Consider the following 25009-nt stretch of genomic DNA (forward strand, 5'->3'; position numbering starts at 1 on the left):
ATGATGGATATCGGTATTGCCAGTGCCCCGCCCGGGGCCGATCTGGTTGCTGTTGCCAAAGGCGGGCGTTCGGCCAAGCAGGATGATGGTGACGGCAAAGGGTTTCTGGATGCATTGACCAGTTCGCGCGGCAACGGGCGAAGATCTGACACGGCCGCGAACGACGATACGGACACCGCTGATACGGCGACCGATATCGATACCGACGCAAATGCGAATGCGGATCCGGCGAAAACGTCGGCTGGCGATCCGACGGCAACCGCTCCGGTCGTGGATGATGGCAGCAACGCCGGAGCCGGCATGATCGATCCGTCCGTCGCCAATATTGCCGCCCTCGCTGAGCTTGCCAAAGGCTCCAAGCAGCCCGGCGGTGCCAAGTTCCCGCAAGGAGCGGACGCGGCAAATCTTTCAAAATCGCTGATGGATCTTCAGAAGTCGGCCCAGGTAGATGGCGCATCTGCCGATCAGGCTCAGGCGACTGATCCGGCCGGCAAGACGGATGCGGCCCAGGTTCTAGATCAGGCTCAGGCGCAGACCTCGGATCAGCTCGACGACATCGCGCAGCAACTGGCGGACGCGATCGCGGGCAATCAGCCGGTACAAGGCGCTGGCAATGGCGACGGCAAGACGCAAGCGCCGGGGAAGACGGGTAAGACGACGTCAGCGGATGACGACAGTAAGTCTTCGGCGACGCAAACCACCCAGACCAGCGGCGCAGCGTCGGATGCGCTATCGCTTTTGAACGTGCCGCAGGCGGCCAACGCGGTTGCGGCTGCGCCGCAGAGCGCAACGAATGTGTTTGCCGGCGCCGACACAAAGACGCAGACGGAGCCGGATCAGCCTTTGCCGAAAATTGCCGATGTGACGCTGAAAGATGCGTCGGCGGATGCCACGGATACCGGATCGGCAGTTTCTGGGACAAGCAGCGACGCCACGATCACGGCGCAGACGTTCAGGCTGGTGCGTGCCGATGGACGCGGCGGCTCGCTCGACATGTCGATCAGCAAAACCGGCAGCGACGATGCGGCGCAGGTCGACGTAAAGGCATCATCGGGCAGCAGCAATGCGGAGACCGTTACGGTGCTCGATTCCCGCCGCTACCTCGGTCTTGCGGCCAATTCTAACGCGACGCTCGTCACCGGCGCTCTCGCTGGAGATGGAGAATGGTCGAGTGCGATGCAGCCCAGCTCGGCGCTCTCCAACGCGGCGAGTTGGACGAGCACCGGCAAGGTCGTCAATACGCTCAAGATCCAACTGCATCCCAACGATCTCGGCCAGGTCACCGCCACCATGCGGCTTTCCGGCGATCAATTGAGTGTCGATCTCAAGGTGCAGACCAGCGAGGCCTATCGGCAGCTCCATGCCGATCAGAGCCACATGGTCGATGCGTTGCGCGCCCAAGGATATCAGGTCGACAATATCACCGTGACCCTGGCCTCGAACGCGGATCAACAATCGGATAGCGGCAGGCAATCCGGCTCCCAGGGACAGTCCCAGCAATCCCTATTGAATCAGGGGCAGGGTGGGGACGCACGACCAAAGGGGCAGAGCTATTCGGGGCAGCAGGCAAATGGCAATGATGGTAATCGCAGCACGGGCGAACGCGGCTTGGAAGACGGCACTGCTGGCAGTGCTCAGCGTTTACGCTCTGGCGACGTTTACCTCTGACGCCCTTGCCACCGCGAACGGCGCGCCGCCCGATAACGGCGCAGCCGGCCTGTGCGAGCGCGAAATCCAGTCGGCAGCGGCGAAATTCGGCATACCGGAAGGCATCCTCTATTCGGTCGGTTTGACGGAGACCGGACGCAAAGGCTCGCTGTATCCCTACGCCCTCAATGTCGAAGGCAAGCCGATCTTCCCGCCTTCGGAAGGCGCCGCCTTGCAGACCTTCGTTGCGGCCAAACAGAGCGGAGCGAAGCTGATCGACATCGGCTGCATGCAGATCAACCAGTATTTTCACGGCGAAAACTTCGCCTCCGTTGCCGATATGTTCGACCCCCATCGCAATGTCGAATACGCTGCCAAGTTCCTCCGCGACCTCCATGACAGGCATGAGACCTGGACGATGGCGGTAGCTAGATACCATGCCGGCCCGAACAACGACCCCGCCCAAAAGGTCTATGTTTGCCGTGTCATCGCCAATCTGGTCGCCACCGGATATGGAAAATGGACGCCGAACGCGGCGACCTTCTGTCAGAACTGAATTAACCAAAAGTTGTATTTGGCTCTTCGTAGGCGGTCGCTAACCTATTTGGCACGGTTGACAACACGAAGATGCCATGAACTACGTATATTCGTAATATACTAACTAACCAATTTTTTATCGGTGTAAAACCAAGGGTACCCACTACATCTAGTGCAAATCGGCCCCCAATTCTTAATCAATTATTAATTTCCGTCACTCATTTCCGACAGTTGTTCGTGATTCGCCCGATTCGTACCCATAGTCCATCGAAACACCACACTGATTCGGAGGCGGACGAATGATCGTAGTGGTTGATGAGCGAGAGCTCGTTAAGGATGGTTATACTTCTCTCTTTGGGCGCGAGGGCATCCCGTCAACGGGGTTCGATCCCCGGGAATTCGGCGAATGGGTCACGACCGCTGCGGACGGCGATATTGCCGCCGTCGAGGCGTTTCTGATCGGACAGGGACAGCATGTGCACGAATTGCCGCGGGCAATTCGCGACCGGTCGGTAGCTCCCGTCATCGCCGTCAGCGATCAGCCCTCGTTGGAATCGACGCTGGCGCTCTTCGACTGCGGCGTCGATGACGTTGTCCGTAAGCCGGTGCATCCGCGCGAAATCCTGGCCCGTGCGGCTGCGATCCGCCGGAGGCTGAAGGCGATCACCAGCTACACCGACATCGGCCCGATTCGCGTCTTCGCCGACGGTCGTGACCCGGAGATTAACGGCGATGTCTTCGCCCTGCCGCGGCGCGAACGTCGCATTCTGGAATATTTGATTTCCAACCGTGGCCGCCGCGTGACCAAGACGCAGATCTTCAACGCGATCTACGGCATCTTCGACGAGGAAGTCGAAGAGAACGTCGTCGAAAGCCATATTTCCAAGCTGCGCAAGAAGTTGCGCAAGAAGCTCGGTTTCGATCCCGTCGATTCCAAGCGCTTCCTTGGCTACTGCATCGATTGGAATTGATGCTTCGACCGGGACTTGGCGTAGCAACGCTGGCCCGCGTGTAATTCCCTCCCAAAATTTCTTTCAAATTCCCAGGATTATACGCGGGCCCCGAACATCGATCGCGGTGTTCGAATGCGAAGGTGCGCCAACTCTTACCTTTACTGCGACCGTCGAGCGCTCCTAATGACGCGTCGCAGCAATCTCCGAAAAGCTGCTTCATGATGACCGGCTTTTCCTCTTTTCAGACAGCTTCACGCAAGGCCCGCCCCATACTCTCAGCCTTACGAGGAAAACGAGGATTCCAGATGAGCATTTTCGGCAGCATGAAAACCGCGGTTTCAGGGATGAACGCCCAGGCAAACCGTTTGGGTACTGTTTCTGACAACATCGCCAACTCCAGCACCACCGGCTACAAAGAAGCATCGACGAGCTTTTCCTCCCTCGTCCTGCCTTCCTCGGCCGGCAGCTACAGTTCCGGCGGCGTCCAGACGTCGGTGCACCGCGCGATCTCGCAGCAGGGCAACATATCCTACACGACCTCGAGCACAGACCTCGCAATCCAAGGCAACGGCTTCTTCGTCGTCCAGAGCTCGTCCGGACAGACGTTTCTGAGCCGCTCCGGCGACTTTTCGGCGGACTCCTCGGGCAACCTCGTCAATTCCGCCGGCTTTACGCTGATGGGCTATCCCTACAGCTCCTCCGGAACGGCTTCTGTGGTCGTCAACGGCTTCAGCGGCCTGGAGCCGATCAATGTCAGCGAGAATGGCGTGACCGCCGTCGCCACGACGACTGGCGAGATGGAAGGCAACCTCGATTCCAATGCCGACATCGCGACCAGCAGCACCACCGGCTATCTGCCGTCCGAAAATACGTATCCGGTAACCGACGACACGAACAAGGTTTCGATCACCGGTTATGACAGCCAAGGCAACGCTACCACCTTCGACGTCTACTATACCAAGACCGCCGACAACACGTGGGATGTCACGGTCTACAATCAAGCAGACCTGGTTTCTGATCCGACGTCGGGCGGTGCTCTTTATAGCAGCGATCCGGTTGGCAGCACGGAGCTTGATTTTGACGATACCGGCGCTTTGACGTCAGGCGGAACGTTCGATCTCAGCTTCACCAGCGGATCGACGACGCAAACCATCGCGATGGATATGACGGGCTTCACCCAGGTCGCCACTGACTTCAACGCGACGGGTAGCATGAACGGCCAGGCTCCGAACCCGGTGACGAGCGTCACGATCAGCAAGGACGGCACGGTCAACGCAGTCTATAAGGACAGCTCCACCAAGGCCCTCTATCGTATCCCGCTCGCCACGGTGGCAAGCCCCGACAATCTGACGCTCGAGAGCGGCAACGTCTATTCGGCCAACGGTGAGTCCGGCGTTACGGTGACCGGTTTCCCGCAGACCGGCGGCTTTGGCTACATTCAGTCCGGCGCGCTGGAAGAATCCAACGTCGACCTTGCGACCGAACTGACGAACATGATCGAGGCGCAGAAAAGCTACACCGCGAACTCCAAGGTGTTCCAAGCCGGTTCCGACCTTCTGGACGTTCTGGTCAACCTGCAACGTTAATAAGTACGATAGGGTAGCGAGCCAGCCATGTCCCTCACAACAGCACTCAATAACGCGCAAGCGATATTCAACAATACCGGCACGCAGAGCAGTGTCGTATCGAACAATATCGCCAATGCCGGCAACGCGGATTACACCCGCCGCCAGGCGATGTTGACGACGGACATGAGTGGCGCGCAGGTCGTAAAGATCGCCCGCGCCGATGAGCCATCCTTGCAAAAGGCTTTCCTGGGCAGCACGTCTGACGATGCTGCTCAGCAGCGCCTGCTGAAGGGTTATGAGGATATCCAGTCCGGAACGATCGGCGGCAACGACAACGAGATCGCGCCGTCTACCTATCTTGCCGCCCTGCAAACGGCAATGCAGACCTATGCCGGTTCGCCGGCCAGCACCACCGCCGCGCAATCGGCCGTCAACGCTGCCCAGGATCTCGCAAACTCCCTGAACAACGCCACCACGGCCGTCAACGGAATTCGTACCGATGCCGACAAGGAAATCAGCTCGGATGTCGACTCGCTGAACAGCCTGCTGACGCAGTTCGAGCAGGCGAACGATGCGGTCAAGACCGCGACTGCGACCGCCGGTCCGACGTCCTCTGCGCTGTCGGATGCGACGGATCAGCGCGATGCGGTCCTGAAACAGATTTCCCAGATCGTCGGCGTCACCACGGTCACACGATCGAACGGCGACATGGCGCTCTATACCAGCGGCGGCACGACGCTGTTCGAGACGATACCGCGTCAGGTCACCTTCACGCCAACGAATTCCTATACCGATGGCACCGTCGGCAACAGTGTTTACATCGACGGCGTAGCGGTCGATCCCGGCGAGGGCGCGGACACGACGGCGCAGGGCAGCCTTCAGGCGGCGCTCCAAGTTCGTGACGACGTTGCTCCGACCTATCAGAAGCAGCTCGACGAAATCGCACGCGGCCTCGTGTCGATGTTTTCGGAGAAGAACCAGTCTGACTCCACTCAGGATGCGTTGCCAGGCCTTTTCACCTGGAGCGGCGGTACCGTGGAGACCGATACCACCGCTGTCGCCGGCATGGCCGGTACGATCGCGGTCAATCCGGCGCTGATTACCTCAGAAGGCGGCGATCCGACCCTTCTGCGCGATGGCGGCATCAACGGCTCCGACTATGTCGTCAATTCCAGCGGCGACAGCGGCTATTCCGATCTGCTCGACTCCTACGTCACCGGCATGGACACGAAGATGGACTTCGATCCCGAGGCAGGCTCCGACACGACGGCCAGCATCATGGATTACGCGTCCGATTCCATCGGCTGGCTGGAAGACCAGCGCAGCTCGGCAAATACGGCGGCGGAAAATACCTCCGCGGCGCTGTCGCGTTCATCCGAAGTCTATTCGAACGAGACCGGGGTCAATCTCGACGAAGAGCTGACGCTGATGATGGACATCGAGCAATCCTACAAGGCGGGAACGAAGATATTGAACGCCGTGAACGAGATGCTTCAATCGGTACTGGATATTGCGAGCTAAGCCATGAAACTTTCCTTCATTTCAAGCGCAGCCATTCAGAACGCTATGCGTCAGACGATCCGTCAGTCGCAAAATGAGATGACGGATGCTTCGACCGAAGCGACGACCGGCGTCTATGCGGATATCGGCGTCGCGCTGGGGAGCAATACTGCACTTAGCGTCAATCTCACGCGGGAAGTCACACGCATCGATTCCCTGCTCAGCAGCAATTCGATCGCCGATCAGCGCATGTCGTCGTCACAGACGGCTCTGAGCGACATGTCGTCTCAGTCTCAGAAGCTGATGGATCAGTTGGTGGCGCTGCGTGGCAACACCGATGGAAGCAGCGTATCGCTGACGCAGCAGACGGCGAGTGCGACGCTTTCGAGCTTCATTTCCGATGCCAATACCATGGTCAACGGCGAGTATCTCTTCGCCGGCACCAATACCGACGTGCAGCCGATGACCGACTACACCGCCGATGCGACGACCTCTATCCAGACGGCGCTGGCGCAATATGCCAGCGACAACGGCACGACCGTCGAAGATCTGACCGGCGACCAGATGACGGATTTCATCACCACTGAGGTCGAGCCGATGTTCACGTCGGACTCTGCTTCTGCGCCGGACAATTGGGCAAGCTGGTCGGCCGCTTCGGATCAGAACATGTCGAGCCGCATCAGCAACTCAGAAGTGATCGATTCCTCGACCAACGCCAATGAACCCGGCATGCGCTACCTGGCGCTCGCAACCACCGTCGTCAACTCGTTGATGGATTCGAGTTTGGGCTTGAACCAGGACGCGTTGAATGCGGTCAACGACCAGGCAACCAGCTATACGCGTCAGGCGATCGATGGAATCAACGACCAGTCGAGCCAGCTCGGTCTGTCGCAATCGCGTCTCTCAGATGCGAACACATCGCTGAACGCACAGAAGGATATCATTAACACTAATATCGGCGACCTTACCGGAGTCGACCCTTATGAGGCTTCGACCAAGGTCAACAGCCTCGAAACTCAGCTTGAGACGGCATATACTATCGTCTCCAAGATACAGCAGCTGAGCCTTGTAAATTACCTTTGATGATCAAAGGCATGTAATGACCAAGAAGGATGCATGAATGTATCAGTTCTCATATGCGGAAGTCATGCAGGATGCAGTGGCCGACGCCAAGGAGCGAGAACGTCAAGTTCTGGACCGGTCGGTAGCTCTTCTCTCTGCGGCCCGTGACAAGGGGAAGTACGGCCGCGAAGCGATCGAGGCACTGTTCTACACAAGACGTGTCTGGATCAGCTTTATCGAGGATCTAAAAAGTCCGGAGAACCAGCTTAACGTCGAACTGCGCGCCAATCTTATCTCCATCGCAATCTGGATTTTGAAGGAATGCGACCGGATCCGTAGGCGCCAGTCGGAAAATTATCAAGGCATCATCGATGTCACCACCATCATCAGGGATGGACTTAAATGAAAAGTACGCTTCGCATATCGCTTAAAGCCGGGGAAAGAATTTTTATCAACGGGGCCGTGCTGCGTGTTGACCGCAAGGTCGCCCTGGAATTCCTGAATGATGTGACCTTCTTGCTCGAGAACCACGTTCTCCAGCCGGAAGATGCGACGACACCGCTGCGCCAGCTCTATTTCATCGCGCAGATGATCCTCATCAATCCGGAAGGCAAGGAACAATCGACGGCGATGTTCCGCAAGTCGATCGTGATGCTGCTCTCCTGCTTCCGCAATGAGGAAGTGCTGGCCGAGCTGAAGCGGATCGATGGGCTCGTGGCCACCGGCCGTGCCTTCGACGCGCTCAAGGCGATCCGCGGGCTTTACCCGGTCGAAGACAACATTCTTCACAACCAGGAAATGCCGGCCGCGACGATCGAGCATATTCGCCGGGAGATCGCGCCGTGGCGGTAGATGCAGTCACCAGCACCACGTCTTCGACCAGCAGCAGTTCGAGTAACGCGGCGACAGCCTCGGCAAGCGCTACGGTGAACTACAATGACTTCTTGCAGCTCCTCATCGCGCAGATGAAGACGCAGGATCCGACCGACCCCATGGATGCCAGCGAGCAGATTTCGCAGCTCGCCAGCTTCTCCCAGGTCGAACAGCAGATCCAGACGAACTCGCACTTGGAAACAGTGCTGCAGAATCAATGGATTTCGAATGCGTCGGATTATATCGGCAAGGAGATCATGAGTGCCGACGGCACGGTCACCGGCACGATCAAGGAAGTAACCGTCTATTCGGACGGTATCATTGCCGAAACCGAAGACGGCGACAAAGTGCTTCTGCAGGCGGGCGTCACAGTCGCGCCGGCAGGCACGACGATTGATACGACGACGTCAACGAGCGATACTACGACCGATTCGTCTGACAGTACCGACTCGACCAGCAGCTCATGAGGAGCCGGCTGAACTAAGGGATGAAGATATGAATGAAGCCGATGCATTGGATATCTTCCAGGCGGCGATCTGGACGGTGCTCGTTTCCGCGGGCCCGGCAGTTCTTGCGGCCATGATCGTCGGCCTCGTCATCGCCTTGATCCAGGCGCTGACCCAGGTGCAGGAGGCCACGTTGACCTTCGTGCCGAAGATCGTCGCCGTCATGGTGACGGTCGGCATCACGGCCCCCTTCGTCGGCTCGCAGATCTCGATCTTCACCAACCTCGTCTTTTCCCGAATTCAGTCGGGATTCTAAAACATGACGCGCAAAACTGCGCAGCGGTTTTGCGATCACGACATGTGCAAGTTAAGAGCTAAAGCGCAAAGAGCTGATCCCAGAGATTGCGATGCGCTTTAGGACGGTGGCGTCGGCCAGAGGCCATTCTCGCGCAAGCTTCGCCTTTTAATGATCTGACCGAATAGGGCAAACGGGTCAGCCGTTTGCCCCCTCTCATGAAGAGACGGAACCGGTCGATGGCGCAACCACCCGCAATAGCACTTCCCAAAGCCAATCCCAGCATGCGTGATATCGGGTTCGCCCTCGGTATCATGGTCATCCTGTGCGTGCTCTTCCTGCCGATCCCGCCATTCCTCATCGATATGGGCCTGGCCTTCTCGATCGCGCTCTCGGTGCTGATTCTGATGGTGGCGCTGTGGATCAAGAAGCCGCTGGAATTCTCATCCTTCCCGACCATCCTGCTGATCGCGACCATGACGCGTTTGTCGTTGAACATTGCGACGACGCGCGTCATTCTTTCGCACGGCTATGAGGGACATGATGCGGCCGGCGGCGTGATCGCCGGTTTCTCCAGCCTGGTGATGTCCGGCGACTTCGTCATCGGTCTGATCGTCTTCATGATCCTGATCACCATCAACTTCATCGTCATCACCAAGGGCGCGACGCGTATCGCCGAAGTCGGCGCGCGTTTCACCCTCGATGCCATCCCCGGCAAGCAGATGGCGATCGACGCCGACCTGTCGGCCGGCCTGATCGACGAAAAAGAAGCGCAGCGCCGCCGCCGCGAGCTGGAAGAGGAAAGCTCCTTCTTCGGTGCCATGGACGGTGCCTCGAAATTCGTGCGCGGCGATGCCGTCGCCGGCCTGCTCATCACCTGCATCAACATCTTCGGCGGCATCATTATCGGCTATTTCCGCCATGGCATGCAGATCGGCCAGGCGGCTGACGTCTTCGTCAAGCTTTCGGTCGGCGACGGTCTGGTGTCGCAGATGCCGGCGCTCATCGTCTCGCTCGCCGCCGGTCTTCTCGTTTCGCGCGGCGGCACCGCCGGCTCCACCGACCAGGCCGTTATCAATCAGTTGAGCGGCTATCCGCGCGCGCTCGCCGTTGCCGCGATCCTGATGGGCATCCTGGCCGTCATGCCGGGCATGCCCTTCGTTCCCTTCCTCATTCTCGGCGGCCTGATGGCAGGCGGCGCCTGGTTCATCCCGCGGCAGGCCGAAGCCGAAAACAAGCTTCGCCGCGATGCGGAGGAAAAGAAGGTGATGCAGTCGAAGGAAATGGAGAAGGATTCGGTCAAGTCGGTTCTGACGACCTCGGAAATCGAATTGGCGCTCGGCAAGATCGTCTCCACCCGCCTGCTCGGCGCGCATCAGGAATTGGCTTTCCGTGTCGGCAAGATGCGCAAGAAATTCGCGACGCAATACGGTTTCGTCGTGCCGGAAATCAAGGTGACGGACGACATCGCCATTGCCGACAAGTCCTATCAGATCCGCATTCACGGCACGACGGTCGCCTCCAACATGTTGCGTGTCGGCGAAGTGCTCGTCGTCACGGGTTCGGGCCGCAAGCCGACCGTTCCGGGCGACGAGATTCGCGAACCAGCCTTCGGTATGCCCGCTGTCTCGGTCCTCGAAGCCTTCACCGAGGATTTGAAGCGCGAAGGCTTCCAGCCGATCGACAATGTCTCCGTCGTGCTGACGCATATGAGCGAAGTCATTCGCAACAACCTGCCGGCACTTCTCTCCTACAAGGACGTAAAGATCCTGATCGAGCGCCTCGATCCGGAATACAAGAAGCTCGCCGACGAGATCTGCTCGTCACATATGTCCTATTCCGGCCTGCAGGCGGTCCTCAAGCTGCTGCTTGCCGAACGTGTCTCGATCCGCAACCTGCACCTCATTCTCGAAGCCGTTGCGGAACTTGCGCCGCATGTGCGCAAGACGGAGCAGATCGTCGAGCATGTGCGCGTGCGCATGGCGCAGCAGCTCTGCGGCGACCTTGCCGACAATGGCGTGCTGCGTGTTCTCCGCCTCGGCAGCAAGTGGGATCTTATCTTCCATCAGGCGCTGAAGCGCGACCAGAAGGGCGAGATCGTCGAGTTCGACATCGATCCGCGCAATCTGGAAGAATTCAGCGAGCAGGCAGGCAAAGTTATCCGTGAATACATGGACCGCGGCTTGCCCTTCGTGCTTGTCACATCGCCGGAAACGCGCTCCTATGTGCGCATGATCATCGAACGCCTGTTCGCGACTCTGCCGGTCTTGTCGCATGTGGAATTGGCCAAGGGGATCGAGATCAAGATTCTAGGTTCCATTTCATGATAACAGACCCCCAGGGCACCATTCTGGCGTTGTTTCTCGCCTTCTGCCGCATTGGCGGCTGCATCATGGTGCTACCGGGGTTTTCGTCGGGCCGCGTGCCGCAACAGGTTCGGATCCTGCTTGCGGCCGCCTTGTCGATGGCAATCCTGCCGCTGCTTTGGAACACGATCTATCCGGAAGTGTCCAAAGGCGGCGCCACCTATATCGGCCTGATCTTCACCGAAACGGTGATCGGCCTTATGTACGGCATGATGGCGCGGCTCTATACGCTCGGGCTGCAATTCGCCGGCACGGCCATATCGATGCTCATCGGCTTCAATGCGCCCGGCGGCATGGACATCATCGAAGAATCGAACGAGACGTCGCTCACCAGCCTGATCAGCTTCTGCGGACTGATGATGCTGTTCATTATGGATTTTCACCACCACGTCCTGCAGGCGCTGGTCGATTCCTATTCGGTCGTTCCCTTCGGCGGCCATATCGATGCGCGCGCTTCGCTGGTATCGGTGGCCGATACGCTGGAGGCCACCTTTTTCATCATGCTCCGGCTGGCGAGCCCCTTCCTGCTCTATGGTCTGATGTTCCAGATGTCGATCGGCTTCATCAATAAGCTGGCGCCGCAGATCCCGATCTATTTTATCTCCACGCCCTATCTGCTGATGGGCGGGTTGTTCATGCTCTATCTCAGTATCGCGGCGATCGTCAGTCAGTTCTCCGGCGCCTTCCTGAGCGTCTTCAACGGGCATTAGCGGCGTAAGGCGGAAGCGATGGCGGAAAAAAGCCGGTCCGAAAAATTGAAGCGCCTCGTCGCCGTACAGCGCCATCTCGAGCGGATAGCGGAAAACGAGCTTGCGGATACCACCCGCCAGCGCAACGAGGTCAGCCAGTCGATGGAAAAACTGATCGACGCGATCAGCTCGGCCGATCCGATACATATGGCATTTTCGGTGCACTATGCCGGGCGCTATGCCCGCCTGACGCTCAAGGATCAGCAACTTGACGGCATCCAAAAGCTGATCGAGACGAAAGTTCTGCAAGAGCGCACCAAGGCGGAGCGGTTGGAAGAGCATATGAAGGATGCCCGCGAACTGGAAATGCGCGAGGCGGACGATAATGCCGTCTACGATATCATCGATCAGCGCTTCGCGGGCGCAACGCCAGCCTCCAGCAAGGTTCAAAAACCATAATCCTCGTGATCTCAGAACAAGACGGCATATCCCCGAATCGCCGCCTTGCTCCGGATTCAAAAGATTAGAACGATTTTCATGCGTTCAAATGAATGCACGACGCTCTAACCGCTCGATTCGGCATGACCTTGCTCGATGGCTGCTTCACGCGTCGCGGGATCATGCTCTAGTGAAAGGAAACGTGACGTGGCTATCTCGCCTCCGAGTGATTTGGTCCTGGATGTCGTCAAGGCCGCCAATCCGGCCGACGTTCAGGCAGCCCAGGAAAAGCTCGCGGCCAACAGGGCTGCCTTTGCCGCCACCAGCCTGGCGGAAAACGGCAATGGTTTCGCCTCGACCGTGAGTGCGCTGGACAGCGCCGCAACGAAGGCCGGCCTCAGCAACGCCAACACGCATACGGCGCCGACAAAGGTGCCGCAGACTTATCATAAGTTCGAAGCGATGGTGCTGCAGAACTTCGTGAAGAACATGCTGCCGAACAGCGAAACGCTGTACGGCAAGGGCTCCGCCGGTGAAATCTGGAAGGGCATGATGGCCGAACAGCTCGGCAATACGCTCGCCAAGAATGGCGGCGTCGGCATTGCCGAGCAAATGTACAAGGAACAGGTTTCCAAGATGCGCAACACCGGCGCCGTCAATGCGGCGACCGATGAGAACGACAAGAAGATGGCGCTGAGTGCAATCACCGATTTCCAGCGAAAGACGCTTGCCGCAGCCGAGACCAATGGTGACAGCGATACGACCGTCACCAATCAAGATACGCTGACGTCCAAGAAAGTATGATCGGGGGCAGGACATGGAAGTAATTTCGAACGACTACCGGATAAAGTCGGTCCTTGGCCGCCTGGAAATGATCATCGATAACGAGAACAACCGCATCGGCAAAGATCCGGAATTCGATCTCAAAGTATCGAATGCGCATAAGAGCCGTTGCCTCTACGAATTGTCGATGCTGTTTCGCGATACCAATCCGGCCGAGCTTGCCATCTCGCATATCGAGCAGTTGCACGGGCTGAAGAAGAAGCTGATCTTGAACGCACGGCGCGTCGAAGCGCATCTCGAGGCCGTGCGTGCCGTCGCCGATATCTTGAAGAATGCGGTGCAGAACGCGGATGCGGACGGCACCTATTCGCAGGAGCAGTTCCGCGTCCGTGAGGCCGGATGATCAAGCTCGTCCTCACCGGCCTCTGGGTCTGCGCCGTAACGCTGGCTTCGGTCTATTTTTCGGTGCAGATGGCGACGGCGCCCGCGATCAATCCTGACGACGCCAAAAAGGCGCAGCAGGAGTTCGTCAAGGGCGAATCGATCAACGTGCCCGTCATCGCCAACGGTCAGGTGAACGGCTATTTCATCACCCGCATTTCCTTCATGATGGAGAAGGGCAAGGCGAACCAGCTCCAGACGCCGCTGACGGAATTGACGACGGACGAGCTTTATTCGCTGCTGGTGGGCAATAAGACGATCGACATCAGCCATACCGGCAGCTTCGATGTCGCCAGTTTCCGCAGCGATATCAAGAAGAACATGAACGAACGCCTCGGCGGCGACTATGTCGCCGACGTTCTGGTCGAACAGCTCGACTATCTCTCCAAGGATGAGATCAACAATGGCGATGGCGGCGGCAAGAGAACCGTCAAGCCGGTAAAGATCGTCCAGGGCGATGCAGCGCCCGACGCGGAGCCGAAGCCGGCACATTAGACCTGCTGAGACCGGTGATGGCCGCTCCCCTTATGGAGCGGCCTGCTGCGTTTGTCGCCCGAAACAGCGTTAACAAATCCCTGTTTTTCTTTCGCAATTCCAATCGATTTTCCTAACGGAAGCTTGGGATCGCCTTGCTATAAGCATCCTCAGCGATGCGTCCGATGTCACCGAACGGACAGACGGTGGAGGATTTGCGTCGAGAAGTTTGCCGGCGACGCGCGTATGAAGGCGTCTGCGGCAGGAGGTCTAGGGTGAATCTAGTCGCAAATTTTGCCGTGCTCACGTCGCGTCGAATGATTTTCGACTTGCCGGTCTGCGACCTCGATTGGGAAGACGCGCTGAACTTCATCAACGAGCTGGCGTCCCTCCCGGTCGGCCAGACGGTCATCTCCTTCGTCAACGCCCATAATATGCTGATGATGCTGCGCGACGGCAGGTATCGCGATGTGCTGGCGAAAAACCTTGTCCTGCCCGATGGTGTCGGCCTGGATATCGCCTCGCGGGTTGCCCATGGCGTTTCCTTTCCGGCCAATTTGAACGGTACCGATTTCGTGCCGGCTCTGCTGACCTTTATGGATCGGCCGAAGCGTATCGGTCTGATTGGTGGCCGCCGCGATGTTGTTGAAAAGGCCGCGGAAAACTTCCGTAAACATGCGCCGTGGCACGAATTCATCGTTATTGCGGACGGTTATTTCGACAAGGAGAAAAGCGATCTGGTGACGGCGGAGGTCAGCCGTCAGAAGATCGACGTACTGATTGTCGGCATGGGGACGCCGCTTCAGGAAAAATGGGTCGCCGACCATATCGAACCGCAGCACGCAAGGCTGGTGCTGACGGTCGGCGCATTGTTCGATTTCGTCTCCGGCACGGTGCCGCGTGCGCCGGCGCTGGTGCGCGCCACGCGCTTTGAATGGATGTACCGCCTGCTTCAGGAGCCGAGCAGGCTGTGGCGGCGCTATATTCTCGGTGTGCCGCTCTTCCTCTACCAGGTCGTTCGGCACCAATTCGGCCGCAAGGAGCGCATTCTGCGCGCCGCCGAACCGCAGCCCGCGCCTTTGCTGCGGCTTCCTTCGCCCGATAAGCTCGCCGGCTGATCCCGATCGCGCCCCCAGATTGCGCCCCCAGATTGCGGTTGTCGTTAACCTTTTCTTTGCCATGAAAATTTAGAGTGGGTTAACCATCGGCATCGGTCACTGACCATGCGCGCGAGACAACCCGCCATGTTCGAAAGCAAGGCCAGGACGAGATACCTTCCTGACGACGCGGAAGCCTTCGGAGCTTACCGCGGCGTAGGTCGGCATGCCCATTTCGATCGCGGGGCAGACGGCTATCTGATAGCCGCCAACGCCCAGCCTGCCGGCCACCGAACCCCGGGCGATGCGGAGTTGCTGGCCCTCATTCAAAAGATGCTGGACGGCGATCCCTATCCGGTCTCCGGGCGAAAAAAGCCTGATGTGGACGAGGCTGCAGAGGCTCAACCGTTGCCCGACCGCATCCGCGGCATCCTGCGAGACCATCCAGTCGCCCGCGAAACGATCATGTATGGGCAGCCGGAACCGATCGCAGATCAATCATTGGCTTCGCCCAGTGTCGAAGTCGTCGAAATCGAGCTTTCGCCTCCGGTTGAACCGCACGCCGTTTCAGCGGTGACGCCTACGCCGCCGCGGCGCTGGGTGTTCGGGTTCGGCTCCATTGCCTTCGTTATTGTCGCCGCACTGGCGGGCGCCTTTCTCCCGACAATGCTGGCAGCTCCGCCGCGCTATGTCTCCCACACCGTATTGCAGATAAAAGGGCAGGGGGCTGCGCGACAGGCGCTTCTGGATGTCACCGCCAAACGCGCCGCCGCGCCCTCCTTGCTTTCCGATCTGGTCGCCCGGCTGAAGCTCGACCGCGATCCGGAATTCACCGGTGATCGGGCCGGCGCTTTCGGCGTTGCCATGGAATTGCTCTCCGGCAGCGGCAATGCGTCCGACGCGCCGTCGCGTGCGCAGGCAGCCCTTCGCAGGGATATTGTCGCCACTACCGATGCGCCGAGCGGCACCCTGCATCTTGCCGTTACCACAAGCGATCCGGCAAAGTCGGCCGAGATCGCCAATCGTCTGGCCGATGCGACGATCTATGACGCCGCCGTTGCGCAAGGCGCTGGCCTTCCTGGCAAAAGCAGCTCGCTTGCCGACCGGAGTCGCAAGGATCTCGATCAAGCGAAGGCCGCGCTGGCCGATTTCAAGACGCAGTATGGCAACGACAAGATCGAAGCTGCACTCGATCTTCAGCGGCAGCGCCGTCAGTTGGATGAGGAGATGAAGGCCTCCGAGGCTGCCGTGCAGAGTGCAAAGGCCCGCGTCTTTGCCGCCAAATCCGCCACGCCTGCCAGCGTCACGAGTGGCGCGCTGTCGGGCAATCTATCATCTGCCGGACTTGATGATCTGCGTAGCCGCTATAGCGCCGCCAAGGTCGTCCTGTCCCAGCTCTCCACGCAGCTCGGCCCGCGCCATCCCCGTCTGCTGGCGCAACAGGCGACGGTCGATGGGCTGGCCGCCGATATCCGCAATCAACTGCAGCGACTGATCGCCAGCAGCGATACGGTCCTGAAGGCTGCCCTTGAGAACCGGACGGCGCTTTCCGCGCGGATGACCGCTCTCAGCCAGAAAAGCATCGATGTCGATATGGCCCGCCTTGGTCAGCTTCAGGATGATGTCGCGGCCGCCCAGAGCCGCTATGACGCCGATCTGCAGAACGCCGATACGGCTCCGCCCGAAGTCGAGGTTCCGATCGCCGTCATCGCCCCTGCCGTCGCCGCCAAGGCTCCCCTCGACGACAATCTTGCGGGTAGCCAGGCGGCGGGTTTCGTCATGGGCCTTGGTGCAGCACTTTGCCTGGTCTTCCTGCGGAAATGGATGGGCGGCGGATCGCTTTCGGAGGATCAGACAGCCGGGCGCTTCGTTTCGCCCGAGCCGGTTTTCAGCCGTGTCGCCGAGCCGGCCCCGCTGCCGCCGCGACCAATGCCCGAATTGCCGCAACTGCGCTTCGACGCTACGATTCCCGTTGCCAATGATCGTCCAGTGGTTACCGAGGAGCTGACGCAAATCCAGCGCGAGTTAGCATTGTTGCGTATGAAAGTGCAGACCTATGCTTCACGCCGGCAGACAGGGCGCGGCTGAACCCGTCGCCGATTTCTCCTTGCAATTACCGCTTTCAGACACCATAGGGCGTTGGCAGGCAAATCCGCCGGGCCGATGGCTTGTAGATTGCCGCCGAAATTATGTCGGGAGATATTCGTGACGACTGTGATCGATGGCAAGCAGGTGGCTGCTTCGGTAATTGATGCGGTGAAGACGGCGACCGCAGCATTGGAAAAAGAGACGGGTGTGAAGACCGGCCTTGCCGTCGTCATCGTCGGCGATGATCCGGCCAGCCACACCTATGTCGGCGCCAAGGGCCGCATGGCCAAGGAATGCGGCTTTACCTCCATCCAGCACACGCTGCCGGCCGAGACGACGCAGGACGAGCTGGCAAAGCTTGTCCAGTCCCTCAACGGGGATGCCGCCATTCACGGCATCCTGGTGCAACTGCCGCTGCCGAAGCATCTGAATGCCGAAGCGATCATCCAGTCGATCCGGCCGGACAAGGATGTCGATGGCCTGCATGTGGTCAATGCCGGCAAGCTGGCGACCGGCGATCTTGCCACCGGGCTGATCTCCTGCACGCCGGCCGGCGCCATGCTGCTGGTGCGCCGCATCCATGGCGAGGACCTGTCGGGTCTGAATGCCGTCGTCATCGGCCGCTCGAACCTGTTCGGCAAGCCGATGGCGCAACTGCTGCTCAATGCCAATGCGACGGTGACGACGGCCCATTCCCGCACCAAGGACCTGCCGGCGGTTGCCCGCAGTGCCGATATTCTGGTGGCGGCGGTCGGCCGGCCGGAAATGGTGAAGGCGGATTGGGTGAAGCCGGGTGCGACGGTGATCGATGTCGGCATCAACCGCATTGCTGCACCGGAACGCGGCGAGGGCAAGAGCCGGCTGGTCGGCGATGTCGCCTTTGCCGAGGCGGCGGAAGTGGCCGCCGCCATCACCCCGGTTCCGGGCGGCGTCGGGCCGATGACCATCGCCATGCTGATGGCCAATACGGTGATTGCCGCCCATCGTGCTGCCGGCAGGCCGGCGCCGCAGTTCTGAGATCACGCCAAGTAAATCATATCAATCGGCCGGCGCCACGCCGGTCGAGGCACGCACGATCAGCTCGGTCTTCCAAAGCTCCTGCTCGGGAAATGTCTCGAGCTGCTTGATCTCGCCGATCAGCCGCTCGGCGACGCGCACGCCCGCGGCGCGCAGCGACGATCGCGTGGTCGTCAGCGGCACGGTGAAATTCTCCGGTTTCAACAGTGTCAGCACATCGTCGTGGGCGATCAGCGAAATATCCTCGCCGAGCTTCAGTTTCGCCTGGTTGATGGCGCGCACCGCGCCGAGCGCCAGTACTGTGCTGGAACAGAGGATGGCGGTTGGCCGCACGTCGAGCTGCAGGATGCGCTCCATGGCGTAAAAGCCCTGTTCATCGGTCATTGCGGTATGGCTGACATACGCCTCATCCAGCATCAGGCCGCGTTCGGCAAGGGCTGCGACCACGCCCTTTTTCCGCCGGATGGCGAAATCGAGATAGATCGGGCCGTTCAGCAGCGCAAAACGCTTGTGGCCGAGCTGCAGCAGCAGCTTTGTGGCGTCGTAGAAGGCGGCCTCGTTGTCGATGTCGAGATAGGGGTAATCCGGCTCCGTTCCAAAGGACCGTCCATGCACCAGGAAGGGTATGGACAATGATTTCAGCATTTCGAGGCGTGGATCATGGCCGCGCATATAGGTGATGAACAGGGCGTCGACATTGCCGCTGGCGGCAAGCCGCTTCAGCGCACCGACTTCGTCGTTCGGATCGGCCGGCGTCAGGACGAAATGGAAATCATGCCGCAATGCCTCTTCGCCGAGGCCGGTCAGGAATTCGCCGAAATGCAGATCGGACGGGTGGCCGGGCGCCGTCGGCATGACCAGGCCAATCGAGCCGGCTTTGCCGGTCGCCAGCCGTTGCGCGGCCTTGTTCGGACGATAGCCCGTCTCCCGCACCGCTTTGAGCACTCGCTCGCGGGTTTCGCGATTGACCTCCGGATATCCGTTCAAAGCACGGCTGACCGTGGTCTGCGACAGGCCTAACATTTGCGATAGCTGCTTCAGATTCACGTGGCTCCGCTCCTCCATCTGCCCATTCCAGTCGCGCAAAGGCTTCCTCCTGCCATGCGACTGGCTTCCAAAGCGCTTTAGACTATGTAGCAGGCAGCGCATGCGAAACAAGACAATTTGCGAAATATTGATGTCATTCAATGCTGCAATGCGAGATTTGGGTGTATATTAGCCGAATTCACAAATTCGCTTGACTTTGCTCTGCCCGCAATGGAATGAGTGAGTAGCCAAAGCGCTTTGAGAAATGAGCGCGCAGCACGCGCCGCGTGTTCGGGCTCGTGGGATTTGTATTTGGGAGGACAACCACATGAAGAAATTGCTTTTGATGACCGTTGCCGTTGCCGCCTTGGCGGCTGGTAGCGCACTGGCTGCAGATTTGAAGTTCCAGCCCGGTCAGGATTCCAAGTTCAACTGGAAGAGCTATGACGACTTCAAGGCCGCTCATGCGGACTTGAAAGGCGAGACGATGACGATCTTCGGCCCATGGCGCGGCGAAGACGAGGCGCTGTTCACGAGCGTCCTGAATTATTTCACCGAAGCGACCGGCGTTAATGCCAAGTATTCGTCCTCGGAAAACTACGAGCAGCAGATTGTTATCGACACCCAGGCCGGTTCGCCTCCGAATGTTGCGATCCTGCCGCAGCCGGGCCTTCTCGCCAACCTTGCCAGCAAGGGCTATCTGACGCCGCTCGGCGATGATCTGGCAAACTGGGTGAAGACCAACTATGGCGCTGGCGATAGCTGGGTTGGCTACGGCACCTATAAGGGCAAGGACGGCAAGGACGCCTTCTACGCCTTCCCGTACAAGGCTGACCTGAAGTCGCTCGTCTGGTACGTGCCGGAAAATTTCGAAGAAGCCGGCTATAAGGTCCCCACCACCATGGAAGACCTGATCAAGCTTTCCGACCAGATCGTCAAGGACGGCGGCACCCCCTGGTGCATCGGCCTCGGTTCGGGCGGCGCCACCGGCTGGCCGGCGACCGACTGGGTCGAAGATCTGATGCTGCGCACCGTCTCGCCGAAGGACTATGACGGCTGGGTCGACAACAGCCTGAAATTCAACGACCCCAAGGTCGTCAACGCCATCGATGAATTCGGCAAGTTCGCCAAGAACGCCAAATATGTCAACGGCGGTGTCGCTGCGGTTGCCTCGACCGACTTCCGAGATAGCCCGAAGGGCCTCTTTACTGTTCCGCCCAAGTGCTACCTGCACAAGCAGGCATCCTTCATCCCATCCTTCTTCCCCGAGGGAACGAAGCTCGGCCAGGATGCCGACTTCTTCTACTTCCCGCCCTATGCATCGCATCCGGAGCTCGGCAAGCCGGTTCTCGGCGCCGGCACTCTGGCAACGATCACCAAGGACTCGAAGGCCGCTCGCGCCTTCATCGAGTTCCTGCAGACGCCGATCGCCCAAGAAGTCTGGATGGCACAGTCCGGCTTCCTGACCCCGTACAAGGGCGTCAACACGGCGGCCTATGCCAACGACACTCTGAGGAAGGAAGGCGAAATCCTGACGACCGCCACCACCTTCCGCTTCGACGGTTCCGACCTGATGCCGGGCAAGATCGGCGCAGGCGCATTCTGGACCGGCATGGTGGACTTCGTCGGTGGCAAGTCCGCTCAGGACTCCGCCGACGCAATCCAGAAGGCTTGGGACTCCATCAAGTAATCATAACATCGCAGAATGGCGTCGCCGGTATCTCCCGGCGCCGCCGCTCTACCCTGTCGTAGCCGACGCCTTGGGAGGTGCCGACGACGCCGGACAGGTCGCTTCGTGCAAGCAATTATTCGGGAGGGAAGGATGATTTCGCAGATACTGACGGCGATTGGAGCCATGATATTCGGCGTTGCCGTTTGCGCCGCCTATTTTCTGTTTTCCAACAAACTGCTGGACCTGATTTTCCCGGCGAAAGAAGGTGGCGATGTTCATCGCGCCGCCGTCAATCTGCGTCGCCGCAGCCTGATCCGCCCCTGGCTTTTCCTCGGACCGGCGCTTTTCCTCCTCGCCGTCTACCTGATGTATCCGGTGGTGGCGACGCTCATCCTGTCCTTCTACGGGCCTGACGGCAATCAATTCGTCGGCGGCGCCAACTATGTCTGGGCGTTCAACGACACCGAATTCCGCCAGTCGATCTTCAACAACATCCTTTGGCTTGCCGTCGTGCCGGCTGCCTGCACCTTCTTCGGTCTCGTCATTGCAGTCATGACCGATCGCATCTGGTGGGGTAACATCGCCAAGGCGGTCATCTTCATGCCGATGGCAATCTCCTTTGTCGGCGCGTCGGTCATCTGGAAGTTCATCTACGAATATCGCGGCGGCAACGACACGCAGATCGGTCTGCTGAATGCGGTCGTGCAGCTCTTCGGCGGTACGCCGGAAGTCTGGATCACCATCCCCTTCTGGAACAACTTCTTCCTGATGGTCATGCTCATCTGGATCCAGACCGGCTTTGCCATGGTCATCCTATCGGCCGCCCTCCGCGGTATTCCGGAGGAGACCATCGAAGCGGCCGTTATCGACGGCGCCAATGGCTGGCAAATCTTCTGGAAAATCATGGTGCCGCAGGTCTGGGGTACGATCGCCACGGTCTGGACGACCATCACCATCCTCGTCCTCAAGGTGTTCGATATCGTGCTCACCATGACCAACGGTCAGTGGAACACGATGGTCCTTGCAAATCTGATGTTCAACTGGCTGTTCCGCGGCGGCGGCGATTCCGGCCGAAGCGCGGTCATCGCGCTCGTCATCATGGTCGCCGTCACACCGATCATGATCTGGAACATCCGTCGTGCAAACGCAGAAATGAAGGGTCGCTAAGATGATCGGAAACCTTGGCCGCATCGGCCCCGCTCGCCTCTTCGTTCATTTCGCGGTTGTGCTCATCGTTCTCGTCTGGCTGCTGCCGACGCTCGGTATCTTCATCACGGCCCTGCGTGACAAGGATCAGATCGTCGTCTCCGGCTGGTGGACGGCCTTCGCCGGCTCGACGCGGACGACGGCAGTGCGCCTCGCTGGCAACGATAAGGCGACGCAGGATGGCCCCAATTACGTGATCACCGGGAATGTCTCCGGCGACGGTAACGGCGGTAACGGCAAGATCGAATCCTTCGGCCTGCGTGTGCAGGACCCGGCCGCTTTCAAGGCCGGTGCGCCTGCGGATATCGGCAATGGCGAGACGCTGACCGTCAATGCCGATGGCAGCTACCGCTATCAGAAAAATGCTGCTTTCGACGCGGATACGCGCGGCAAACGCATTTATCTGACCATTTCCGCCCCACCGCAGTTCACCCTGCAGAATTATCACACCGTTCTGACGGGCGAAGGCATCGGCCAGTCCTTCATCAACTCGCTGACGGTCACCATTCCGGCGACGATCATCCCGATCCTGATCGCGGCTTTCGCTGCCTATGCGCTTGCCTGGATGGATTTCCCCGGCCGCGCGCTCCTGATCGCGCTTGTCGTCGGCCTCATCGTCGTGCCGCTGCAGATGTCGCTCATCCCGCTGTTGCGCATCTATAACGAAATCGGCCAGGTGTTCGGTGTGCCGTCGAAGACCTATCCCGGCATCTGGATGGCGCATACCGCCTTCGGCCTGCCGCTCGCGATCTACCTGCTGCGCAACTACATTGCCGGCCTGCCGAAGGAAATCATCGAATCCGCCCGCGTCGACGGCGCCAGCGACTTCGATATCTTCGTCAAGATCATCCTGCCGCTGTCCTTCCCGGCGCTCGCCTCCTTTGCGATTTTCCAGTTCCTCTGGGTCTGGAACGACCTTCTGATCGCCATGGTGTTCCTCGGCACCGACAAGGATCATCTGGTTCTGACGGCGGCCTTGAACGCCCTACTCGGCTCGCGCGGCGGCAATTGGGAAATCCTGACGGCCTCCGCCTTCGTCACCATCCTTATCCCGCTCCTCGTCTTCTTCGGTCTGCAGCGCTATCTCGTGCGCGGTCTGCTCGCCGGGTCGGTGAAGGGGGGCTGATCCAAGACCATTCCATACATACAGGACCACTCAGCATGAGCATTGCCCCTCAATCGATTTCGGCTGTTGACAAGGACTGGTGGCGTGGCGCCGTGATCTATCAGATCTACCCGCGCTCCTATCAGGACTCGAACGGCGACGGCATCGGCGATCTCAAGGGGATCGCCGTCCGCCTGCCGCATATTGCAGCCCTCGGTGTCGACGCGATCTGGATTTCGCCGTTCTTCACCTCGCCCATGCGTGATTTCGGCTACGACGTCTCCAACTATGAAGATGTCGATCCGATCTTCGGTACGCTTGCCGACTTCGATGTGATGGTGACCGAAGCGCATCGTCTCGGCATCAAGGTGATGATCGATCTGGTGCTGTCACACAGTTCCGACCGCCATCCCTGGTTTGTCGAAAGCCGCTCGAGCAAGGATAATCCCAAGGCGGACTGGTATGTCTGGGCGGATGCCAAGCCGGACGGCACGCCGCCCAACAACTGGCTCTCGATCTTCGGCGGTTCTGCCTGGGCCTGGGATCCGACCCGCATGCAATATTACATGCACAACTTCCTGATCTCGCAACCCGACCTGAACCTGCACAATCCCGAGGTTCAGGACCGGCTGCTGGACGTCGTGCGCTTCTGGCTCGACCGTGGCGTCGATGGCTTCCGCCTCGATACCATCAACTTCTATTTCCACGACCGGGAACTGCGCGACAATCCCGCGCTGGAGCCGTCCCGCCGCAATGCTTCGACCGCGCCGGCGGTCAATCCCTATAATTTCCAGGAGCATCTCTACGACAAGAACCGTCCGGAGAATCTGAAGTTCCTGCAGCGTTTCCGCGCCGTGCTGGATGAATATCCGGCGATTGCCGCCGTCGGCGAAGTCGGCGATAGTCAGCGCGGGCTCGAGATCGTCGGCGAATATACGTCCGGCGACGACAAGATGCATATGTGCTACGCCTTCGAATTCCTGGCGCCGGACCCGCTGTCGCCGGAACGCGTCGAAGACGTCATGAAGGATTTTGCCGCCGCCGCGCCGGACGGCTGGGCCTGCTGGGCGTTTTCAAACCATGACGTGGTGCGCCATGTCAGCCGCTGGGGCAGCCTGGTTGCCGATCGTGATGCGCTTGCCAAGCAATATGCGGCCTTGATCCTGACCTTGCGCGGCTCGGTCTGCCTCTACCAGGGCGAGGAGCTCGGCCTGACGGAAGCCGATCTCGCCTATCAGGATCTGCAGGACCCCTACGGCATCCAATTCTGGCCGGAATTCAAGGGCCGCGACGGCTGCCGCACGCCGATGGTCTGGGACAGCCAGGTCGCACAAGGCGGTTTCTCGACGGTGAAACCCTGGCTTCCGGTGCCGGTAGAGCATATCCTGCGCGCTGTCAGCGTGCAGCATGGAGATGAGAGTTCGGTGCTGGAGCAATATCGCCGCTTCCTCGCCTTCCGCAAGCAGCACCCGGCTTTCGCCAAGGGCGAGATTGCGTTTGCTGAACCGCAGGGGGACGTGCTGCTTTATACGCGTCACTACGGCGACGAGACTATTCTCTGTGTGTTCAACATGAGCGCGACAGAAGCGACTGCAACCCTGCCTGAGGGGAGTTGGCAGGCTCTTGCCGGTCACGGTTTTGCAAGCAACAACTACGGCAACAAGATCGATATTCCGGCCTGGGGCGCTTACTTCGCGCGTCTCGCCTGAGTGTTTGGGAGGAGGAG

General features: G+C 59.4%; 24 protein-coding genes. 23 read left to right on the top strand and 1 reads right to left on the bottom strand.

The window, feature by feature from the left end; translation table 11 throughout:
* The 19 genes from NXC24_RS03375 (at position 1) to folD (ending at position 18274) form a co-directional block, all read left to right on the top strand.
* Positions 1-1668, top strand: coding sequence for a flagellar hook-length control protein FliK (locus tag NXC24_RS03375; RefSeq protein WP_104822014.1), 1668 nt, complete (start codon positions 1-3; stop codon positions 1666-1668).
* The gene (locus tag NXC24_RS03380; protein WP_245463924.1) at positions 1577-2203 is read left to right on the top strand and encodes a transglycosylase SLT domain-containing protein; all 627 of its coding nucleotides are present in this window, start codon (positions 1577-1579) and stop codon (positions 2201-2203) included. Before NXC24_RS03375 ends, NXC24_RS03380 begins: the two co-directional genes overlap by 92 nt.
* 280 nt (positions 2204-2483) lie before the next feature.
* Positions 2484-3155, top strand: a complete 672-nt coding sequence (locus NXC24_RS03385; protein ID WP_104822015.1) for a winged helix-turn-helix domain-containing protein — start codon at positions 2484-2486, stop codon at positions 3153-3155.
* 287 nt (positions 3156-3442) lie between these two features.
* On the top strand, positions 3443-4723 hold the full coding sequence (locus tag NXC24_RS03390) for a flagellar hook protein FlgE (RefSeq protein WP_104822016.1): 1281 nt from the start codon (positions 3443-3445) through the stop codon (positions 4721-4723).
* 27 nt (positions 4724-4750) lie between these two features.
* Entirely contained in the window at positions 4751-6226 is a 1476-nt protein-coding gene (flgK, locus tag NXC24_RS03395) for a flagellar hook-associated protein FlgK (protein WP_104822017.1), read from the top strand.
* A 3-nt stretch (positions 6227-6229) separates the two neighbouring features.
* Positions 6230-7288: a flagellar hook-associated family protein gene (locus NXC24_RS03400; protein ID WP_104822018.1), complete on the top strand. Its 1059-nt coding sequence runs from the start codon at positions 6230-6232 to the stop codon at positions 7286-7288.
* Positions 7289-7325: 37 nt separating this feature from the next.
* The gene (gene flaF / locus NXC24_RS03405) at positions 7326-7673 is read left to right on the top strand and encodes a flagellar biosynthesis regulator FlaF (protein ID WP_104822019.1); all 348 of its coding nucleotides are present in this window, start codon (positions 7326-7328) and stop codon (positions 7671-7673) included.
* Positions 7670-8119, top strand: coding sequence for a flagellar biosynthesis repressor FlbT (flbT, locus tag NXC24_RS03410; protein ID WP_104822020.1), 450 nt, complete (start codon positions 7670-7672; stop codon positions 8117-8119). Before flaF ends, flbT begins: the two co-directional genes overlap by 4 nt.
* Positions 8110-8607, top strand: a complete 498-nt coding sequence (flgD, locus tag NXC24_RS03415) for a flagellar hook assembly protein FlgD (protein WP_104822021.1) — start codon at positions 8110-8112, stop codon at positions 8605-8607. Before flbT ends, flgD begins: the two co-directional genes overlap by 10 nt.
* Positions 8608-8635: 28 nt before the next feature.
* Positions 8636-8902, top strand: a complete 267-nt coding sequence (gene fliQ / locus NXC24_RS03420; RefSeq protein WP_104822022.1) for a flagellar biosynthesis protein FliQ — start codon at positions 8636-8638, stop codon at positions 8900-8902.
* Positions 8903-9120: 218 nt separating this feature from the next.
* A complete protein-coding gene (flhA, locus tag NXC24_RS03425) occupies positions 9121-11208 on the top strand; it encodes a flagellar biosynthesis protein FlhA (protein WP_104822023.1) in 2088 nt (695 codons plus the stop codon).
* Complete coding sequence (gene fliR, locus NXC24_RS03430) at positions 11205-11957, top strand: flagellar biosynthetic protein FliR (RefSeq protein ID WP_104822024.1); 753 nt, start codon at positions 11205-11207, stop codon at positions 11955-11957. Before flhA ends, fliR begins: the two co-directional genes overlap by 4 nt.
* An 18-nt stretch (positions 11958-11975) precedes the next feature.
* Positions 11976-12395: a hypothetical protein gene (locus NXC24_RS03435; protein WP_104822025.1), complete on the top strand. Its 420-nt coding sequence runs from the start codon at positions 11976-11978 to the stop codon at positions 12393-12395.
* 186 nt (positions 12396-12581) lie between these two features.
* A complete protein-coding gene (locus tag NXC24_RS03440) occupies positions 12582-13178 on the top strand; it encodes a rod-binding protein (protein WP_104822026.1) in 597 nt (198 codons plus the stop codon).
* A 13-nt stretch (positions 13179-13191) separates the two neighbouring features.
* Positions 13192-13560, top strand: coding sequence for a hypothetical protein (locus NXC24_RS03445; protein WP_104822027.1), 369 nt, complete (start codon positions 13192-13194; stop codon positions 13558-13560).
* On the top strand, positions 13557-14093 hold the full coding sequence (locus tag NXC24_RS03450) for a hypothetical protein (RefSeq protein ID WP_104822028.1): 537 nt from the start codon (positions 13557-13559) through the stop codon (positions 14091-14093). Before NXC24_RS03445 ends, NXC24_RS03450 begins: the two co-directional genes overlap by 4 nt.
* 254 nt (positions 14094-14347) lie before the next feature.
* Positions 14348-15190: a WecB/TagA/CpsF family glycosyltransferase gene (locus NXC24_RS03455; protein ID WP_104822029.1), complete on the top strand. Its 843-nt coding sequence runs from the start codon at positions 14348-14350 to the stop codon at positions 15188-15190.
* A 126-nt stretch (positions 15191-15316) separates the two neighbouring features.
* Positions 15317-17257 (top strand): succinoglycan biosynthesis protein exop, encoded by a 1941-nt coding sequence (locus NXC24_RS03460; protein ID WP_104822030.1) that lies wholly within the window; start codon positions 15317-15319, stop codon positions 17255-17257.
* A 117-nt stretch (positions 17258-17374) separates the two neighbouring features.
* Entirely contained in the window at positions 17375-18274 is a 900-nt protein-coding gene (folD, locus tag NXC24_RS03465) for a bifunctional methylenetetrahydrofolate dehydrogenase/methenyltetrahydrofolate cyclohydrolase FolD (RefSeq protein ID WP_104822031.1), read from the top strand.
* Positions 18275-18295: 21 nt separating this feature from the next.
* Here folD and NXC24_RS03470 read toward each other — a convergent pair whose 3' ends face one another.
* A complete protein-coding gene (locus NXC24_RS03470) occupies positions 18296-19321 on the bottom strand; it encodes a substrate-binding domain-containing protein (RefSeq protein WP_104824985.1) in 1026 nt (341 codons plus the stop codon).
* A gap of 307 nt (positions 19322-19628) precedes the next feature.
* Between NXC24_RS03470 and NXC24_RS03475 the strand changes: the two genes are divergently transcribed.
* The 4 genes from NXC24_RS03475 to NXC24_RS03490 all read left to right on the top strand — a co-directional run bounded on the left by NXC24_RS03475 (position 19629) and on the right by NXC24_RS03490 (position 24992).
* Positions 19629-20990 carry an ABC transporter substrate-binding protein gene (locus NXC24_RS03475; RefSeq protein ID WP_104822032.1) on the top strand — a complete coding sequence of 454 codons (1362 nt, stop codon included), beginning with the start codon at positions 19629-19631 and terminating at the stop codon, positions 20988-20990.
* A gap of 132 nt (positions 20991-21122) precedes the next feature.
* Entirely contained in the window at positions 21123-22139 is a 1017-nt protein-coding gene (locus NXC24_RS03480) for a sugar ABC transporter permease (RefSeq protein ID WP_104822033.1), read from the top strand.
* Between the two features lies 1 nt (position 22140).
* On the top strand, positions 22141-23304 hold the full coding sequence (locus tag NXC24_RS03485; protein ID WP_104822034.1) for a carbohydrate ABC transporter permease: 1164 nt from the start codon (positions 22141-22143) through the stop codon (positions 23302-23304).
* Between the two features lie 35 nt (positions 23305-23339).
* A complete protein-coding gene (locus NXC24_RS03490; RefSeq protein WP_104822035.1) occupies positions 23340-24992 on the top strand; it encodes an alpha-glucosidase in 1653 nt (550 codons plus the stop codon).
* Positions 24993-25009: the final 17 nt, after the last annotated feature.

It is taken from the genome of Rhizobium sp. NXC24 (genome assembly GCF_002944315.1).
In the GTDB taxonomy this organism is placed as follows: Bacteria; Pseudomonadota; Alphaproteobacteria; order Rhizobiales; family Rhizobiaceae; genus Rhizobium.

Coding starts and splice junctions, on each gene's coding strand:
- flaF (WP_104822019.1), top strand. CDS start 7,326: ATGTATCAGTTCTCATATGCGGAAGTCATGCAGGATGCAGTGGCCGAC.
- flbT (WP_104822020.1), top strand. CDS start 7,670: ATGAAAAGTACGCTTCGCATATCGCTTAAAGCCGGGGAAAGAATTTTT.
- NXC24_RS03390 (WP_104822016.1), top strand. CDS start 3,443: ATGAGCATTTTCGGCAGCATGAAAACCGCGGTTTCAGGGATGAACGCC.
- NXC24_RS03385 (WP_104822015.1), top strand. CDS start 2,484: ATGATCGTAGTGGTTGATGAGCGAGAGCTCGTTAAGGATGGTTATACT.
- flgK (WP_104822017.1), top strand. CDS start 4,751: ATGTCCCTCACAACAGCACTCAATAACGCGCAAGCGATATTCAACAAT.
- flhA (WP_104822023.1), top strand. CDS start 9,121: ATGGCGCAACCACCCGCAATAGCACTTCCCAAAGCCAATCCCAGCATG.
- fliR (WP_104822024.1), top strand. CDS start 11,205: ATGATAACAGACCCCCAGGGCACCATTCTGGCGTTGTTTCTCGCCTTC.
- NXC24_RS03475 (WP_104822032.1), top strand. CDS start 19,629: ATGAAGAAATTGCTTTTGATGACCGTTGCCGTTGCCGCCTTGGCGGCT.
- NXC24_RS03400 (WP_104822018.1), top strand. CDS start 6,230: ATGAAACTTTCCTTCATTTCAAGCGCAGCCATTCAGAACGCTATGCGT.
- NXC24_RS03375 (WP_104822014.1), top strand. CDS start 1: ATGATGGATATCGGTATTGCCAGTGCCCCGCCCGGGGCCGATCTGGTT.
- NXC24_RS03450 (WP_104822028.1), top strand. CDS start 13,557: ATGATCAAGCTCGTCCTCACCGGCCTCTGGGTCTGCGCCGTAACGCTG.
- NXC24_RS03435 (WP_104822025.1), top strand. CDS start 11,976: ATGGCGGAAAAAAGCCGGTCCGAAAAATTGAAGCGCCTCGTCGCCGTA.
- NXC24_RS03490 (WP_104822035.1), top strand. CDS start 23,340: ATGAGCATTGCCCCTCAATCGATTTCGGCTGTTGACAAGGACTGGTGG.
- NXC24_RS03445 (WP_104822027.1), top strand. CDS start 13,192: ATGGAAGTAATTTCGAACGACTACCGGATAAAGTCGGTCCTTGGCCGC.
- NXC24_RS03460 (WP_104822030.1), top strand. CDS start 15,317: ATGTTCGAAAGCAAGGCCAGGACGAGATACCTTCCTGACGACGCGGAA.
- NXC24_RS03485 (WP_104822034.1), top strand. CDS start 22,141: ATGATCGGAAACCTTGGCCGCATCGGCCCCGCTCGCCTCTTCGTTCAT.
- fliQ (WP_104822022.1), top strand. CDS start 8,636: ATGAATGAAGCCGATGCATTGGATATCTTCCAGGCGGCGATCTGGACG.
- NXC24_RS03480 (WP_104822033.1), top strand. CDS start 21,123: ATGATTTCGCAGATACTGACGGCGATTGGAGCCATGATATTCGGCGTT.
- NXC24_RS03380 (WP_245463924.1), top strand. CDS start 1,577: ATGATGGTAATCGCAGCACGGGCGAACGCGGCTTGGAAGACGGCACTG.